12 protein-coding genes are annotated in these 17732 nt (G+C 43.1%); 9 read left to right on the top strand and 3 right to left on the bottom strand.

Going from position 1 to position 17732, the window contains the following annotated elements; all coding sequences use genetic code 11:
• Positions 1-149: 149 nt before the first annotated feature.
• The 8 genes from PG901_RS05820 to PG901_RS05785 all read left to right on the top strand — a co-directional run bounded on the left by PG901_RS05820 (position 150) and on the right by PG901_RS05785 (position 10663).
• A complete protein-coding gene (locus tag PG901_RS05820; protein ID WP_201624362.1) occupies positions 150-1382 on the top strand; it encodes an acetate/propionate family kinase in 1233 nt (410 codons plus the stop codon).
• Positions 1383-1448: 66 nt separating this feature from the next.
• Positions 1449-3605: a phosphate acetyltransferase gene (gene pta, locus PG901_RS05815; protein ID WP_201619032.1), complete on the top strand. Its 2157-nt coding sequence runs from the start codon at positions 1449-1451 to the stop codon at positions 3603-3605.
• A gap of 207 nt (positions 3606-3812) precedes the next feature.
• Positions 3813-4709, top strand: coding sequence for a nicotinate-nicotinamide nucleotide adenylyltransferase (locus tag PG901_RS05810; RefSeq protein WP_271133841.1), 897 nt, complete (start codon positions 3813-3815; stop codon positions 4707-4709).
• Positions 4710-4862: 153 nt separating this feature from the next.
• Positions 4863-5276: a ribosome silencing factor gene (gene rsfS, locus PG901_RS05805; RefSeq protein WP_201564570.1), complete on the top strand. Its 414-nt coding sequence runs from the start codon at positions 4863-4865 to the stop codon at positions 5274-5276.
• Positions 5277-5521: 245 nt separating this feature from the next.
• Positions 5522-6292, top strand: coding sequence for an MOSC domain-containing protein (locus tag PG901_RS05800; protein ID WP_271133840.1), 771 nt, complete (start codon positions 5522-5524; stop codon positions 6290-6292).
• A gap of 93 nt (positions 6293-6385) precedes the next feature.
• Positions 6386-7270 (top strand): N-acetylmuramoyl-L-alanine amidase, encoded by an 885-nt coding sequence (locus tag PG901_RS05795; RefSeq protein WP_271133839.1) that lies wholly within the window; start codon positions 6386-6388, stop codon positions 7268-7270.
• Positions 7271-7299: 29 nt separating this feature from the next.
• Positions 7300-7491 (top strand): hypothetical protein, encoded by a 192-nt coding sequence (locus tag PG901_RS05790; protein WP_271133838.1) that lies wholly within the window; start codon positions 7300-7302, stop codon positions 7489-7491.
• Positions 7492-7540: 49 nt separating this feature from the next.
• The gene (locus PG901_RS05785) at positions 7541-10663 is read left to right on the top strand and encodes an HD domain-containing protein (protein ID WP_271133837.1); all 3123 of its coding nucleotides are present in this window, start codon (positions 7541-7543) and stop codon (positions 10661-10663) included.
• Positions 10664-10890: 227 nt separating this feature from the next.
• On the opposite strand, the gene purL is transcribed toward PG901_RS05785, so the two are convergent.
• Entirely contained in the window at positions 10891-14901 is a 4011-nt protein-coding gene (purL, locus tag PG901_RS05780) for a phosphoribosylformylglycinamidine synthase (protein WP_271133836.1), read from the bottom strand.
• A 539-nt stretch (positions 14902-15440) separates the two neighbouring features.
• Between purL and PG901_RS05775 the strand changes: the two genes are divergently transcribed.
• Complete coding sequence (locus PG901_RS05775) at positions 15441-15935, top strand: pyridoxamine 5'-phosphate oxidase family protein (protein WP_201629190.1); 495 nt, start codon at positions 15441-15443, stop codon at positions 15933-15935.
• Positions 15936-16032: 97 nt separating this feature from the next.
• On the opposite strand, the gene pgsA is transcribed toward PG901_RS05775, so the two are convergent.
• Both pgsA and PG901_RS05765 read right to left on the bottom strand, forming a co-directional pair.
• The gene (pgsA, locus tag PG901_RS05770) at positions 16033-16719 is read right to left on the bottom strand and encodes a CDP-diacylglycerol--glycerol-3-phosphate 3-phosphatidyltransferase (protein ID WP_183619641.1); all 687 of its coding nucleotides are present in this window, start codon (positions 16717-16719) and stop codon (positions 16033-16035) included.
• A 547-nt stretch (positions 16720-17266) separates the two neighbouring features.
• A complete protein-coding gene (locus tag PG901_RS05765) occupies positions 17267-17698 on the bottom strand; it encodes an MgtC/SapB family protein (RefSeq protein WP_183619640.1) in 432 nt (143 codons plus the stop codon).
• Positions 17699-17732 lie beyond the last annotated feature (34 nt).

Here is a 17732-nt window from a genome sequence, read left to right as displayed (position 1 = left end):
CCCAAGAACAATAAAAATCAGCGATGTCATTGTTTACGTATGTCAGCTGTTCGGCGTACGCCAGCAAGGATATGGCTGGTTTTTGTTTATACAACCGGTGATAATCGATGACGATTCACCACTTACAAAATATAATCTAAGGATAGAGTATGAGTGCCAGCCTAACCACGACTTTTGATGACAAAAATACCGAAACATCAAACCTGACCAACCCCACCTTAGTCCTCAACTGCGGTTCCTCTTCTATCAAATACGCGCTCATCAGCGAAGACAATTCTACTCGTATCACAGGTTTGGCCGAAAACTTAGGCCTCGACACCGCCCGTATCAAACACACGACGTTAAATGGTGAAAAACTAGAAATCGCCATTGCTGGTGGTCGCCACGAACTTGCCTTAAAAAGAATCCTTGAGCTCTTAGAGCAGTATCACTTTATCGCGGTCGGTCATCGCGTGGTACATGGCGGCCGTGAATATTCAGAAGCGGTACGGGTCAATCAGCATGTGCTAGAAGAAGTGAAGCGCTTAAAAGTGTTGGCACCCTTACATAACCCTGCCAATGCTTTGGGTATCGAAGCGGTACAGGCCATTTATCCTGAGATTCCACAAGTGGTGGTCTTTGATACTGCTTTCCATCAAACCATGCCGCCGGTGGCTTTCCGTTATCCGCTGCCAAAAGCCTTTTATGACGAACATAAAATCCGTCGTTATGGCTTCCATGGTACCTCGCACGCCTATGTATCAGAGCGCGCCAGCGAAATTACCAGCGCCAAAGGCCCGCACGGTTGGTTAACGGCGCATTTAGGCAATGGTTGCTCGGCAACGGCTGTTTACGATGGCAAAAGTCTTGATACCAGTATGGGTCTGACCCCGCTTGAAGGGCTAATGATGGGCACGCGCAGCGGTGATGTAGATCCAAGCTTACACATTCATCTTAAACGCCAACTCGGTATGAGCTTAGAAGAAATTGATAAAGTACTTAATAATGAAAGTGGTCTGCTCGGTATCTCAGGCTTATCAAATGACTTGCGTACTATTGAGCAAGCAGCCAACGAAGGTCATCAAGACGCCAAGCTTGCTATTGAGATGTTCTGCTATCGCGTCGCCAAATACCTTGCTAGCTTAAGCTGTGCCCTACCTAACTTTACGGGTATTGTCTTTACCGGTGGTATTGGCGAAAACTCGGTCACCACGCGTACGCGTATCTTAGAGATGATGCCGCATTTTGGTATCAAAGTAGATGCCGCTAAAAACGCCAGCTTGGTCGGTGGTCGCGAAGGCAGTTTCCAAGCCGACGATAGCAGCATTGAGCTATGGGTAGTACCGACCGATGAAGAATGCCGTATCGCTCAAGAAACGCGTCAAGCCTTGGGTTTACAGTAAGATTGGTAGCAATGTATAAAGAGTAGTACCACCTTGTTAAAAATATAATAAACAGTAGGATATATTATGCAAACTATTTTACTTGTGCCCATCAGCCGCGGTATCGGCGTGACGTCAGCGGCGTTAGGCTTGATTCGTGCTTTTGACTATAACGGCATTAAAGCGGGCTTTATGAAGCCGTTTTTGCAAGATGATACGCTCGATAAGCAAAACAGCTTGGACAGCTCAAGCGCCTTGGCCATGCACGCTTTTGGTCTTAAGCCGCCAGCATCTATCAGCCGTCAACGGGTTGAGCGCATGATAGGTGACGACAATCTTGATGACTTGATGGAAGAAGTGGTCGTCAACTACCATACCCTAGGCGATGACTATGATGTGGTCATTTGCGAAGGCTTGGTATCAACGACTGAAACCTCTTATGCCGCCCAAATCAACCGTGCGATTGCCCATGCGCTCGATGCCAAGATTATTTTTGTCAGCACCGCTGATACCAGTAAGCCTGCTTATTTGGCTGATAAGCTCGATGTCCATGCCCGCGAATTTGGCGGTATGGCAAGCGACCGTACGCTTGGCTGCATCTTGATGCGCATGCATGATTTGCCAAACGTACAAAGCACCATGGAAAATCAAATAGTCGCACCGGGTGAAGCGGTTGTAAGCTTGGATGAAGGCTTTATGCAAGAAGTCCAACGCCTATCACCACACTTTAATACCGAGGAATTCCGTTTAATAGGAGTCGTACCATTTAGCGACTCATTATCTGTACCGCGGACGTGGGATATCGCCGCTGAGCTCGACGCCACTTGGCTCAATGTTGGTGAAGCAAAATCACGCCGTATCAACCGTATCAGCTTAACTGCGCGTTCGGTTGCGCGTGTCGATGAAGTATTTAAACGTGGCACGCTTATTGTCGTGCCCGGTGACCGTGATGATGTATTATTGGCAGCGGGACTTGCCTGCATCAACGGTATCCCACTGGCAGGCTTGGTATTAACCGGTGGCGTGGTACCAAGCCCAACGGTCGCTGAGCTATGGCAATCAGCGCTCAAAACCGGTATCCCTGTGATGAGTGTCGAAGATGACAGCTTTGAGACGGTACAAAGTCTATTACACATGAGCGCTGAGATTCCAAGCGATGATACGGAGCGCGCTGAAGAAGTGGCGCGTTATGTCGCCGCGCATTTGGACTTGAGCTGGATTAAAGCCTACTTTAGCCAAAACCATGAGCCGCGCCTGTCACCATCAGCTTTCCGTCATCAAGTGGTGAAAAAAGCGCAAAATGCTAAAAAACGCATCGTGCTACCAGAAGGCTCGGAACCACGTACGGTAGAAGCTGCTTGTATTTGCCAAAGCCGCGGTATCGCCAATTGTGTATTGCTTGCTAAGCGTAGCGACGTCGAACAAGTTGCTAAAAACCGTGACTTAGTCTTGCCAGAAGGGCTTGAGATTATCGATCCTGATAGCCTTGATATGGATAAATATATCGCTGCCGTGGTCGAGCGCCGTAAAGGTAAAACCAATGCCGAAGTCGCTGCTGAATACCTAAAAGATACGGTGTATTTGGGTACGACTATGCTACAGATGGATGAAGTTGACGGCTTGGTTTCTGGAGCGATACATACCACGGCAAATACCGTGCGCCCAGCGTTTCAGTTGATTAAAACGGCACCGGAATACTCACTCGTGTCGTCAGTATTCTTTATGCTGTTACCTGAACAAGTGGTTGTTTATGGTGACTGTGCCATCAATCCTGACCCGAATGCCGAAGAGTTGGCCGAAATTGCTATTCAATCGGCGCAGTCGGCGGCAGCCTTTGGTATCAATCCAAAAGTCGCCATGATTAGTTACTCAACCGGTTCTTCAGGTACCGGCGCTGACGTCGAAAAAGTCATCCGCGCGACTGAAATCGTCCGCCAGCGTGCGCCGCACCTCGCTGTCGATGGACCACTGCAGTATGATGCTGCCTCTGTCATGAGCGTGGGTAAACAAAAAGCGCCTGACTCACCCGTCGCTGGACAAGCAAACGTCTTTATCTTCCCTGACCTAAATACCGGTAACACCACGTATAAAGCGGTACAACGTAGTGCCAATGTGGTCAGTGTTGGACCGATGTTGCAAGGCTTAAATAAGCCAGTTAATGACTTATCGCGTGGGGCATTAGTCGATGATATTATTTATACCATCGCCCTGACTGCGATCCAAGCGCATAGCGATGCGATTTAATTGCATTAAAACTTATCAGTAATCACTCTATATTTAACCGATTATCATTATGATGGTCGGTTTTTTTATGGCTGTTAAACGCTATAGTTAGGCATAATAAAATCGATAAGCGCGATAAGCGCGATAAGTGAATAGCCACATGCTATAGTCCATCTAAAATAAATTAACCTTAACTACCTTCTTATTTACTTTTTCACTCACTTATTTATGTCAAATACTGTTAAGCATCTCCCTATAACCAATACTACCTCAGCCATTCGCGCTTATTTGGGTGGCTCATTTGATCCTGTGCATAATGGTCATCTGCAACTGGCGATTTACGTTTATCAAAGTCTACTGCCACTAGCTGAGCAGCAACAGCGCGAGCTACAGGTGTCATTATTACCCAATGCGCGCTCACCCTTTAAAGAGGACAGCACCAATCCTGAGCACCGATTGGCGATGTTAAAGCTGGCAACGCAAGAGTCGCCGCTACAAATTAACGAGCTTGAGCTCTGGCAAGCGCCGCCCGTTTATACCATCGATAGCGTACAGACCTTACGCGCCCGCTACCCTAATGACAGTTTGATATTTATCATGGGGATGGACAGCGCGCGCAGTTTGGATAAATGGAAAGACGGTTTAGCGCTGACTGATTATGTCAATCTATGGGTGTTTAATCGTGAAGATAACCCCGATTTTAATAAAAACCTCCTTGAGGTTGATTGGCAAACTCCCTTAAAGTCGCAACTTCCCGTGCCGCTGCAACCTTTAACCGTCGATTCAATCACTGAGTTATTAATACATAATATTCAACCTTTAACGGATAGCAGTGTGTTGAAAAACAATTACCAAGGTCGCATTTATATAGACCCGCGCCCTGTGGCAGCGATATCGAGCACGCAAGTAAGGCGGCAATTGCAGCAACAACTTTACCAACCACTACCGCAAGCATCTCAATCGCTAAATATAAAGCACGCTGCCGAAACGCAAATCGCATCTTTACAGCCAATAAATGCTATCATTAGCGAGACTGCACCCAATTCATTCGCTAAATGGCTAAATCCTGCTGTTTATCAATATATTATTACCCATCAGCTATATTCTGCTGCCCAATTCCGTTAAAATCGCCTTATACTTTTAATTTTGCCCACTTTGTCCATTTTGTCTCAAAAAACGTCTGCCTATCTACCTATATGTTAAGGGGCACGTTAGAGAATGCATTGTGACGATTTACCATTTTATTTTTAATATTGACGATTCAAGAGATTACAATTTATGACTAACACCATGACTGACGAACGCTTACAAGAGTGCTTAACCCTTGTCCAAAGCGCTCTAGAAGATATGAAAGCGAAAAACATCACCGTAATGAATGTAGAAAGTTTGACTGACGTGATGGAGCGTATTGTCATCGCTGACGGTACCTCTAAGCGCCATGTACGCGCCATGGCTGACAGTGTCGGCGCTGAAGCCAAGCAAGCGGGTTTTATGCCACTTGGCCGTGAAGGCGGTATTGATTCTGACTGGACCTTGATCGATTTGGGTGCCGTTGTCGTACATATGATGACGCCACAAGCCCGTGATTTCTATGACTTAGAAGGCCTATGGTCATCGCCTGAGCAATTGGCTGAACTGGTCGCTGTGCCACGTGAAAAGAAAACCGTTGGTCGCCGCAATAAAAACAAATAAGATTATCTACTGCGATAATTTTTTAATACTGAAAAAGCACAAGCAAAAAGACCAGATGAATACTCTGGTCTTTTTTTGTTTAGAAATTAGTACTCATAAATCTTAAGGTGCTGATAAACTTTAAAATGCTGCAACCGTATAATCAGCCGCTTGATTAGGCTAAGATAATATGCAGTATTAACATCATTAAAATCACTAATGAGCTAGCCACTCGCCTAATAAATCCCTATCGATTAGGATATTCCATGAGCATAGAGCAAACAGCATCTTCTAGCCAAAAAAATAGCGCTGATTTCAATCAACCCTTACCGCTACATATCGCCAATCTAATCTGCGTCCGTGCTGGCAAAGCCATGCCATTCGCCCGTGAACAGACGAGCGCGATTGATAAAGCACCCATCAAAGCGCCTGTTGCGGTCAACTTTATGGGGCTTACCACCGATGAACAAGCCGACCGACGCCATCATGGCGGCCCGCTAAAAGCCGTGCATCAACTAGCGGTGGCGACTTACGATAAGATTAACGCTGAGTTTGGTCTAAAGGTACGCGTTGGCACATTAGGTGAAAACCTAACGACCGAAGCGGTCAATGGTTTGCCTGCAATGGATGAGTCGACGGTTTGTATTGGTGACGTTTTTCAGTATGGTCAAGATGAAATCATTGATGGGAATGGTGGCGATAGTGTGCAATTACGCATCGTGCAACCGCGCCGCCCCTGCTACAAAATCAATGACCAAATCGGACAGTTTAGTAAAGTGCCCAATATCGCCTCTTGGGTAACTAAGCAAGGTATCGCTGGCTGGTATTTTCAGGTCGTACGTGACGGTATGATTAGCGCTGATTTGCCGGTTTATCTCATCGAACGTCCCTATCCTTTTGCAACGCTGGAAAAGTTATGGCAATTGGCCAATTCAAAAGAGAAGTTTGACGCTGAGGTTATCGAGCCGTGGCTTGCGATTGAGTGTTTGGAAGAGAGCTGGAAAACGGTTTTGGCGAAGAAAATGTGCAAGGATTAAAAAGCTGTAAAAATATCTCAATCTTATCTAACTACTACCAATATAAAATAAAGGTAAGCATCATCGCCTACCCTTATTCATACAGAGTATTTCATGGCAAAAAATATCTTTTTAGCATTAGCATGTGCCTTAACGCTGCCCCTAATTGGCTGCGTGACCACTAATAACACCCAAATAGCAAATACTGAACCCTTCATTATTGATAGCGAGACTTACCAAGCCACTGGTAAAAGTGAGCGTATTAAAACCATTGTCCTGCATTATACGGTGAGCAATAATGCCCGCGCTATCAAGCTTTTGACCACTGGTGACGTTAGCGCCCACTATCTAATATTGGATAATAACGATAATAAAATTTATAACTTAGTGCCCGAGGGCGAACGCGCGTGGCATGCTGGCGCGGGCGGTTTTGCCGGTAGAACGATACTCAACGATACCTCTATCGGCATCGAGATTGTCAATGCAGGCATTAAGCCTGAATATCGAGATACCTTAAAAAACGGCGCGCTCGACTATCATCCTTATGAGCACTATGTCCAATTTAATGAGTTGCAGATTAAAAAAGTGGCGCAGCTGGTGCAAGATTTGGCAAAAAGATATAATATCTCAGCAAAGAATATCATCGGTCATGCGGATATGGCACCGTCGCGTAAAATCGACCCCGGGGCGAAATTCCCTTGGCAGCGACTGTATAAAGAGTACGGCGTTGGCGCTTGGTATGATGAATTTGACAAGCAATTCTTTATGAATCAAGACGCGTTTGCAGCGGCAACGATACCCGAGATTAAGCAAGCGTTTCGCGATTACGGTTATCAAATCAATAACACTGATGAATGGGATAAAGCCAGTCGCAATGTCGTGTATGCCTTTCAATTGCATTTCAGACCGCAGCAGCCAACGGGCGAGCTGGATTTAGAAACTTATGCTATTTTAAAGGCACTCAATAAGAAGTATGCTGGTCGTGATGACTTTTATTAATGGATAAAAAATATTAGGAGACATAAGGCATGAGTAACTCTCAATACAACGAGCAAAATGAGCAAGACGAGCTACAGAAATATCTAGAAGAAAAAGCCAAACAGGAGCAAGAAAAAGAGCAGGAAGCCGAGCCGCTCTCTGCGTATGAGGCTTGTGTGCTAAAAGAAAGCGCTAGAATTCATGAGTTGATTGCTGAGGCGCAGAAAGAAGTTAAAAAGTAAGTCTGTACAATAAAAAATCCCAAATATGAAATAATAAAAAGGACTTACCATGAGCGCAGGCTTAATCAAACATTTAAAGAAGAAAACCGAAGAAGACAGCAATACTAGAATATTGATGTCGCAATGGGAGTTTGATGAAAAGCTCGTCGGTAAGTCGCTTGAAAATGTGGGTAGTTATTACCCACACTTTAGTAGTCATAACGAATCGCACTCTCAGCAAATACTCGTCAATATCGAGCGTCTGTTAGGTAGCAATATTGAAAAGCTGACAGCGACAGATACTTGGCTAATATTGGAGGCAGCCTACTGGCATGATATCGGTATGCTGTTCAATGCAGATGAAGTTCAAGATGTAATTGAAAATGAGCATTTCAAAGACTACGTTGAAGAGCTTGCTAATAACAATGTTCAAGACTTACATGAGTTTGCGAAGGTTTGGCATAACGATGGTTGGGAAGCTGCCCTTGTTCATTATGATAACCCTTATAAAGGCGTTGAAAAATATCGTCAGATGGTTGCCGAATGGTATCGCAAAGGTCACGCCAAAAACTCAAACGACGTTGTTTTGAAGCCATTTGAAAAGCTCAATATTAGCTCTCCGCGTACTGAATTACTCCCCAAACGTATCTATCGTTATCTTGGTCAAATCTGTTGGTCACATGGGCGCAATTTTGAAGAAGTCATGAGCTTATTACCATTCCGTCAAACTGGGATGGGTACAGAAGATTGCCACCCTCGTTTTGTCGCTTGTCTACTACGTTTAGGTGACTTATTTGATATTGATGACAACCGCTTTTGTCCTGTCATGGCAAGACAAGTTGGTAATATGCCGTCACTTAGTGAAACGCATGAGCAAAAGCACAAAGCTATTCGTGAGTTTCAATTAGATAGTGAAACAGTAAGCATAACGGCTATTTGTAGTACTGAGATGGCATATATTGAATGTCGCAATTGGTTTGATTGGATCAAGGAAGAGATTCAAAACCAAATGTCACAATGGAAAAATATCGTTCCTCATCGTGATTTTGGCTTACTTCCAACAATCAATAAGCTTGATGTTGAGATGGATGACTCGAAAATTTTGCTTAACGACAAACCCATGAAGTTTTCATTAGATGAACGCAGCGCTATTGAGCTACTACAAGGTAATAATCTGTACGAAGATGATATGAGTATCTATAGAGAGCTGATTCAAAATGCTATCGATGCTACGATGATAAGAGTTTGGTTAGAGCATGGACAAAAAAATAGCATAAGAAAACTACCGAATAATAATAATCCTTACAGTTCTGAAACCAGAAAAATATTTAAGGATTATCCTATTAACTTAAGCTGTAAAAAAATAGCTGACAACAAAAAATCTACGCTCTGGACTTTTATTATTAAAGATAATGGCATCGGCATATCTCGCAAAGATCTTGAATATATGCAAAAGATAGCAGGCTCTAAAAACAATAACGAAAAAAAGAAGATTATTCGTCAAATGCCAGAATGGATGCAACCTTCTGGAGAATTTGGTATCGGTTTACAGAGTGCTTTTTTATTAATGAAAGACTTACCAATTACACATCAAAAAATAATCATATATACAAAAAGTCGAATAACTCATGAAAGCTTAAAAATTGAATTAAATTCTCCATTATCTAACAAATCAGGGTACTGTTTTATAGAGGAGATCAACGACCTTGGAGAGTATGGAACCGAATTACATGTCACCGAATCATTCTCAATAATTAACATGAAGGAAATAAATAACCCTAAATCCATAGATCTTTTCTCAAAAGTTAAATATATATACAACAATAACGAGCTGGAAGTGATAGAAAAATTAAATTCAATATATAAAAATATAAGTAATAATACCGTATGCTTTAGAATTGATCAAAGACTACCAAATATAATGTATAAAAACACTAAAAATACTGATATTTCGCCTAAATCAATCCATAGAGATAAAATGTATTGGAACAGTGAAAACCTTACTGCTTTAAAACCTGTAATTCTAGAGTTTGATGAATTTTATGATGGAACTTCAATCGTGAAGATTAACGGCTATCGTCATAAAAAAATTCCACAAATACTTTATAAAGGTCAATTTTTGAAGCTTCAATCTCAAGGAATTAATCGAAAATATTATCAAAATACTGAAAATAGTACTTTTTCGGATGATTTTGTTTGTTTGATTATGGATATATACATTCCCGAAACTAGACAAATAGTAAGCTTGAGTCGTGACAAAGTTAATGATTCTGATAAGGTCTTTAATCTTTTATTGTCTAGCTATGACAAACTAGTACAAGAGTTAAAATCAAAAAGTTATAGCTCCATCAACTTGTTCGATGGTAATATAAGAAAAAATTCCTTGTTTTTGAAATTAAATAATATTGATTCTGATGATTCTTGGCAGGACTTTAAATTAGACGAAGGGTTAACGATAAAGGATTTTCTAAATGAAGATAAAATCAGCCTATATAGTCATGAAGAAAGTCGGGTAAATTCTATTATTGGTTACTCAAACCTTATTACAAGTTCAAACGCTAAAATAGTAAAGTCTTCTACTTTAAGAGACTTAATAACAAACAAAACTTTTAGGGATATACTCAGGGTTAATGGTTTTTATATTTATAGTCAAAATACACGTTTTCGGACAAGGGAAATAGAGTTTCTATCAAAAGATAAAGTCGAAATGGATTTTTTAGAAGAGTTTATTGATGATATAGAGATAGAAGTAGAGGATTATCAATTTGATCTAGATAGAATATTGGTAGAACAGCCTTTAAAATTTGATTCTAGTGTTTTAACGTTAGGCGTTGTTAACAACTTTATCCCTTTAGCAAAAATAGATGTAAGCTTAACTAATAAACTAGGCGGCGAGATAGCAACTTCAAATTTAAAATTGAGTTTTGGAAATACCGATTATATTTTAATACCATATCTAAAATTAGAAGGAAATATAATAGAAATTGGTAATGATCAGATTTTTGAAATTTTTAGCAGTAATACCGATAGTGATTTTAATCAATTTAGTTTATCTTATGAATCATTAAAAAATGTTATAGTTGATTATGCGAAAATAAATAAGAAAGAATGGTATAAATCTTATCTTAATGGTAAAGGTTTTAAACCCATAGACCTTACACGTTTAAATGAATCATTTAAACCTTCTCTATAGATAAAATAATTATTCCAAGGCACAGTTTATCTCATCCCCTACTGGCAGATACAAGTAGAGCAGAAAACTCTCTTTAAGAAATTTTCACTTACGAGGCTATAATTGAAATGCAATTTTTTAATGCTTCTCAAGATTAGATTCCCTACTCAAAAATAGTCAAACCCCAAACACAAAAAAGGTGAGCATAAGCCTACCTTTTTTTATGTCTAAAGTTAATTCAAACTATCCTAACGCAACCAAGCGCGGGCGTTACGGAACATACGCATCCACGCGCCGTCCTCGTCCCACTCTTCTGGCTTCCAGCTGTGATTGTAGGCACGTAGCGTACGCTCAGGGTGCGGCATCATGATGGTGACGCGACCGTCGGTGCTACACAGACCCGTGACACCGCCGAGCGAACCGTTTGGATTAAGCGGATAAGTCTCGGTTGGATGACCTTGGCTGTCGACGAAGCGCATGGCGAGCTGACCGTGTTTTGCCATACCGTCGATCTCGGTGTTGTCCAGCGTGGCATAGCCTTCACCGTGCGCGACAGCGATTGGTAAGATACTGTCTTGCATGCCTTTGAATAGGATAGACTTGGTGCGCTCGACTTTGACGTTGACCGTACGCGCTTCAAAGCGAGCTGACTTATTGGCGATAAAGCGTGGGAAGTTTTCCGCACCTGGTATGAGGTCTTTTAACTGCGCCATCATCTGACAACCGTTACAGACGCCGAGTGAGAAGGTATCTGGACGGGCAAAGAAGCGCACGAACTGCATACGCAACTCGTCATGGAACAAAATAGAATTCGCCCAGCCCGAGCCTGCGCCGAGTACATCACCGTAACTAAAGCCACCACAAGCGACCAGACCGTCGAAGTCACGTAGATTGATGCGACCTTCAAGCAAATCGCTCATATGGACATCGACCGCTTCAAAGCCTGCTTGGGTGAAGCCTGCTGCCATCTCTGACTGACCGTTGACGCCTTGCTCACGCAGGATAGCGACTCTTGGCTTAGTTTCGCGGCTGTTTAAGTATGGTTCTTCGACCTTTTGATTGAGATCAAAGTTTGGTGCAGCGATAAGACCTTGATGGCTAGCATCGCTAATCAAGTCATATTCTTGCTGTACGCAAGCTGGGTTGTCACGGCGGCGGGCGATTTGATAGCTGACCTGACTCCACTCTTGTTGTAGCTCAGAACGCTTAAATCGTAAGGTATCGTCACCCATCAGTGTTGGCGTTTGGATGATTAAGCTATCTTCTTCCGAGCTTTGACCAACTAGGCTCATCATTTCGCTGACGTTAAATTCTTCTGCCAATTGCATTAAAGCCGCGACGTTTTCTGGCAATACCTGAATAACTGCGCCTAGCTCTTCACTGAATAATTGACCGAGCAAGTTATCATCAGTTAATGATAGCTTGATACCTTGGCGGCTGGTGAACTGCATCTCTGCGATGGTCGCAAGCAAACCACCATCACCGATATCGTGATAAGCACTAATGACGCCTTGCGCGTTACCCGCTTGGATAAAGTTAAAGAAGTCGACCAAGTCGCTTGGCTGCGTTAAATCTGGGCAGTCGTTACCTAATTGGCTTAGTGTTTGCGCAAGGATTGAACCGCCTAGACGCAATTTACCTTTCGACAAGTCAATACGGTAGAACGCGCTATCGCCATTGATCAGTTCAGGCGTTAGGGTTTTTGCCACATCAACGACAGGTGCAAAAGCAGTAATCACCAAGCTCATTGGCGAAACGACTGATTTATCTTGGCTACCGTTATCATCTTCATCTGTCCAGTTAGCGCGCATCGATAGCGAGTCTTTACCAACGGGGATAGCAATACCAAGTGCCGGACATAGCTCTTCACCGATCGCATGCACAGCGTCAAAAAGCGCAGCGTCCTCAGTGTCTTCGCCACAAGCTGCCATCCAGTTTGCTGACATAGTAATATCAGATAGCTGAGTAATACGCGCACCGGCGATGTTAGTAATCGCTTCACCAACGGCTAATCGTGCAGAAGCTTTCGGATTAATCAACGCAACAGGCGTACGTTCGCCAACACTCATCGCTTCACCGCTCATTGGCTGACCATCTAACGCAATCAGGCCTGAAGCAGTCACCGCGCAATCTGATACGGGCACTTGATAGCGACCAACATACTGATCACGCACGACCATACCCGTAATCGAACGGTCGCCAATGCTAATCAAAAATGATTTGCTAGCGACGGTAGGATGACGTAGCACATCTTTGATTGATTCGGCTAGATTGACGTCGCCAAGCTCTAATGCTGGTAATGTGTTCTCTTGACGCTCAAAACTGCGCTGCATCTGCGGCGTACCGCCAAGCAATACTTGCATCGGCATATCGACTGGCTGCTCAGGGAGCAATTCGTCATTAACGACAAGCTGACGGATTTCCGTGGCTTCGCCTAAGATCGCATACGGGCAGCGCTCACGGGCACAGATGGCATCAAATTGCTCTTTGCTCTCTGGGCGAATCGCAAGGACATAACGCTCTTGTGCTTCGTTTGACCAAATCGCCATCGGTGACATGCCCGCTTCTAACGACGGAATTTTACGTAGATTTAATACCGCGCCCATTTCATGGTCATTGACCAATTCTGGCATGGCATTTGATAGACCGCCTGCACCAACATCATGTAGCGAGACGATTGGGTTGCCATCTTTACTATTGTTACTAGCGTCCATATCGTTACCAGCTAGTGCCCAGCAGCGATCGATAACTTCTTGGCAGCGACGTTCCATCTCAGCGTTATCACGCTGTACAGAAGCAAAGTCCAAGCCTTCATCGAGTGAACCACTATCGACCGAAGAAGCCGCACCGCCACCAAGACCAATTTGCATCGCAGGGCCACCAAGGACGATAAGCAGGTCACCTTGCTGAATGGCGTTTTTCTCAATCAAGTTGCGTTTGATATTGCCGTAACCGCCTGCCAGCATAATGGGCTTATGATAGCCGCGCATTTTGCTGCCGTCTTTTGCCGCTGAAGTGTCCAATTGGAAACTACGGAAATAACCGCATAAGTTTGGACGACCAAATTCGTTAGAGAAATTGGCTGAGCCTAATGGGGCTTCGGTCATAATTTCAAGACTGGTTGCCATACGATCCGGCGTACCATAATCCTGCGTACTTAATTGACCTGACTGCTCCCATTTTTCCGCAAGCTCTGGGATATGCAGATGTGACACATGGAAACCAGTTAAACCGGCTTTTGGTTTACCGCCACGACCGGTTGCGCCTTCATCACGAATCTCACCGCCCGCGCCCGTCGCTGCACCCGCATAAGGAGCAATCGCCGTTGGATGGTTGTGGGTTTCGACTTTCATTAAGATATCGATTTCTTCTTGATGGAAATCGTAAGGATGCGCTGAATTGGCATCCATTGCATCAGTAGGGACTGGGTAAAAACGTAAGCCTTCAGAACCTGCCATTACCGCAGCATTGTCTTTATAAGCCGATAAGATGCCTTGAGGATTGGCTTTATAAGTATTCTTAATCATTTGGAACAGTGATTTTGGCTGTACCGCGCCATCTACCGTCCATTCGGCATTGAAAATCTTATGACGGCAATGCTCTGAGTTTGCTTGGGCAAACATCATGAGCTCAACATCGGTTGGATTGCGCTTTAGCTCATTGACATACGCATTCATCAAATAGTCAATATCTTCGCTCGATAGCGCAAAACCAAATTCTGTATTGGCTGCTTCGAGCGCCGACTGACCTTGTCCAATCACATCGATATGATTGAGCGATGCCGGCTTTTCATCGTCAAACAATTTATTCACATCATTTAAATCATAGACCAAGCTTTGGGTCATGCGGTCAAACAATAATTGCTCAGCGGCTTTAGGTAGCGTTGCACCCACTTCGCCGTCTGCTTTTCCATCAATGGTTAGCGTATAAACAATGACGCGCTCAACGCGGTTAATCTCAATATCACAGTTATTAAAAATATCGGTCGCTTTACTTGCCCATGGCGATATCGTACCAAAACGCGGGCCTACGATGACTTGTAATTGGTTGTTTTGTGGAGCGGCGAGTTGGGTGTCTGCCTTAACCCCAAATAGGTCCAGCGCTTTTCTCTGCTCATCACCTTCAAGCTTGCGTGATAGCACATAAACTTGCTGAGTATTGATGTGGCTGACATTTAGCTCGGTTTTTTGCTGAAACTGACTGATGAGTTGCTGCGTCTGAAAATCGGTAAGAAACGGTTGTCCGGCGATGGTCATCATAAAGGCATAATCCGTAAGATCAAGGCATCTCTGCCATGCAAAGTAAATGGTCTGCGTATTATAACAAGAAGCCCCGTAATAAGCAGGTCAAAACCGAGATAAATTGCTGAAAAGCTCCGTTAGTAAGTAGGTTAGCAAGTCAGTTATCGAACTAACAACAGCTATAGATAGCGCTGAGCAGATAACTGTTCTGAGTTAGGTTTTAGCAGCCTTTTCAGTCATGCCTATTAAGCTACAACTTTTACAAATAATTTTTCTCAACAGAAAGCCTTAATGAATGAAGTCCAGCGTCACAATTTTTACCCAATGCTTATAGTCCTTACAAACACTCAACATCGCATTACTGGCAGCCTATATAAATCTCCTACGGGTAATCGTTATCCTAGATGGCAGTTGCTGGCGAGTTAAGCGCTTATCTATTTGCTTATTTAGCTAAAGCTTGACCGTTTAAACTGAATCTCTAATAAGATAAAAATTTAATCAATAACAATAATCCATTAACGAAAAATCAATCACTATAATGAAAAAGGACAAACACCATGAGTAACCAAGAGCATATCGCTAAAATTCAAGACGTCATTAAAGATGTGAAGTTCGCCATGATGAGTACCACCAATAAAAAAGGCGATATCCATGCTTGGCCGATGACCACCAATGAGGTCAATCTCGATAAGAAAGAAATTTGGTTTATCGGCGATAAATCCTCAGACGTGGTTAAAGATATTCAGGATGATGCAAGAATCGGTCTGACTTATGCCACCCAAGATGAAAAGAACTTCGTTTCTATTAGTGCTAACGCTGAATTGCCGACAGACAAAGCTAAATTGGATGAGCTCTGGTCACCGGTTTATAATGCTTTCTTTGAGCATGGTAAAGAAGATGAAAACGTACAATTGATTAAAGTCGTGCCTCATGGTGCAGAATGCTGGCTTAGCGGCAGCACTGTGGTGAATATGTTTAAGATGGCAGCCGCAGCGGTACAAGATGGCAAAACTGCTGAAGATATGGGTGAAACCTTTTCAGTCTCTTTATAAACTATCGCTAAAATATGGGACGTCCAAAATCCCCATAAAAAAACGCCAGTCGTATAATGCGACTGGCGTTTTTTAGTAAGCTTATTTTTAATCTATATTAACCGCTTTGTTTTAAATAGGGCCACGCGGCTTTTAGATAAATGAGCATCGACCATAAGGTTAAAATCACCGCGGCAACCATTAATACATAACCTATCATCTCAAGCGATTGCCAGTTTAATAATAAAACGGTGATGGCTATCATCTGAAAAGTGGTTTTGAGTTTACCGACATAAGAGACCGCCACGCTGGTGCTTTTACCGAGCTCAGCCATCCATTCACGTAGCGCCGATACGGCGATTTCACGCGAGATAATAACAATAGCGGCAATCGCCATAATGATATTGGGATGCCACTGCACTAAAATAATCAAGGCAGCTGCGACCATTAATTTATCGGCAACAGGGTCCAAAAAGCGCCCAAAGGCCGATACTACATTGAGCTTACGAGCAAAATAACCATCAAGCCAATCGGTAATTGCCGCAATAATAAAGACACCGGTCAGCAATAAATGGCGCAGTAAACTGTCGCTAAACTCACTCATGCCGACCCGAGCGATGACGTTATCTGAAATCGCGGGCATCCCAATACCTAGGGCGGGTGGCCAATAGGCAATCGCTACAAATAGCGGAATCATTAAAATACGCGCAATCGTTAGATTATTGGGCAGATTAAAAATACTTTTGTCATTTTGCGCCGGTAGCGGTTTTTGTTCTGGCGTGTGCAGCTGTGTACTCTCGGTCATGGCAAACCCAGTTGATAGTGAACGATAAGAATGTGGTTAGCTTAGCACTTTTACGGCATGGCGTCATGCCATCTCTATAGGTTGGTTTTGGCTTTGGTGCGTTACCCTTTATTTTGACCAATAAACGCTTATAAATAGAGATTTATAAGTGCCTTATTATTTTACTACTTCTTGACAATATAGGCAGGTATAACGCCCTCAAAACGTAATGACATGTAAGCAAACTAGGTAAATCAGCCATTTTCGGTTATTATGGTCAAATAAATACAGTTGTACACTGATAATTGTAAGCAGATGTAAGAAATTCTTGAAATATCGGATTCTGACATCATCTTTATATTAACAATAATAAATCTTGCTCAATTTATTTGTGACTCGTTTACATCAAAATCGTTAATAGCAAAAGTAACTCGGTCGCATGATAAGTTTTCCTCAGCCCACGACACCTCCTTCGTGGGCTCTTTTTTTGTCTGCGCTTTAGTATTAATCAATCTTATTATTCCTATAGCCTAATATTACTATCTTGACTGTTAAATACTATCAAGCATTAAAGCTTATGTTTGGATTTAAATGGCTCTGAGAACTGCAAAATTAAAAAGCCCACAAAAGATAAAATAATGGCAATCTCATAGCGACCGTAGGCGACCGAGATACCTATAGCGCCCGTATTCCAAAGACTGGCTGCCGTCGCCGTGCCTTTTGAGCCTTCTTCGTTTTTAAAAATCGCCCCACCACCGATAAAACCCATACCGGTGATAATGGCATACATGATTCTCGCCTCCCCAGCTGAATCATAAATATCCATGCCTACGAGCATAAAAGCACAGGAAGCAATCGTTACGAGCGGAAAGGTTCTAAGCCCTGCGCCGTTGTCTTTCATTTCACGGTTTAAGGCAATCGGTAAGGAGAGAATAAACGCTATACCCAATTGAAAAAAATGATATTGCATCAGCTCTATATCGATATCAAATCCAAACATGGCGTCCTACCTCCTTTTATTTAGTTCGCACAGA

This window comes from Psychrobacter sp. ANT_H3 (genome assembly GCF_027919975.1).
GTDB lineage: Bacteria > Pseudomonadota > Gammaproteobacteria > Pseudomonadales > Moraxellaceae > Psychrobacter > Psychrobacter maritimus.
The sequence above is the reverse complement of the archived record's forward strand: the minus strand, read 5'-3'. Positions and strand labels throughout refer to the sequence as shown.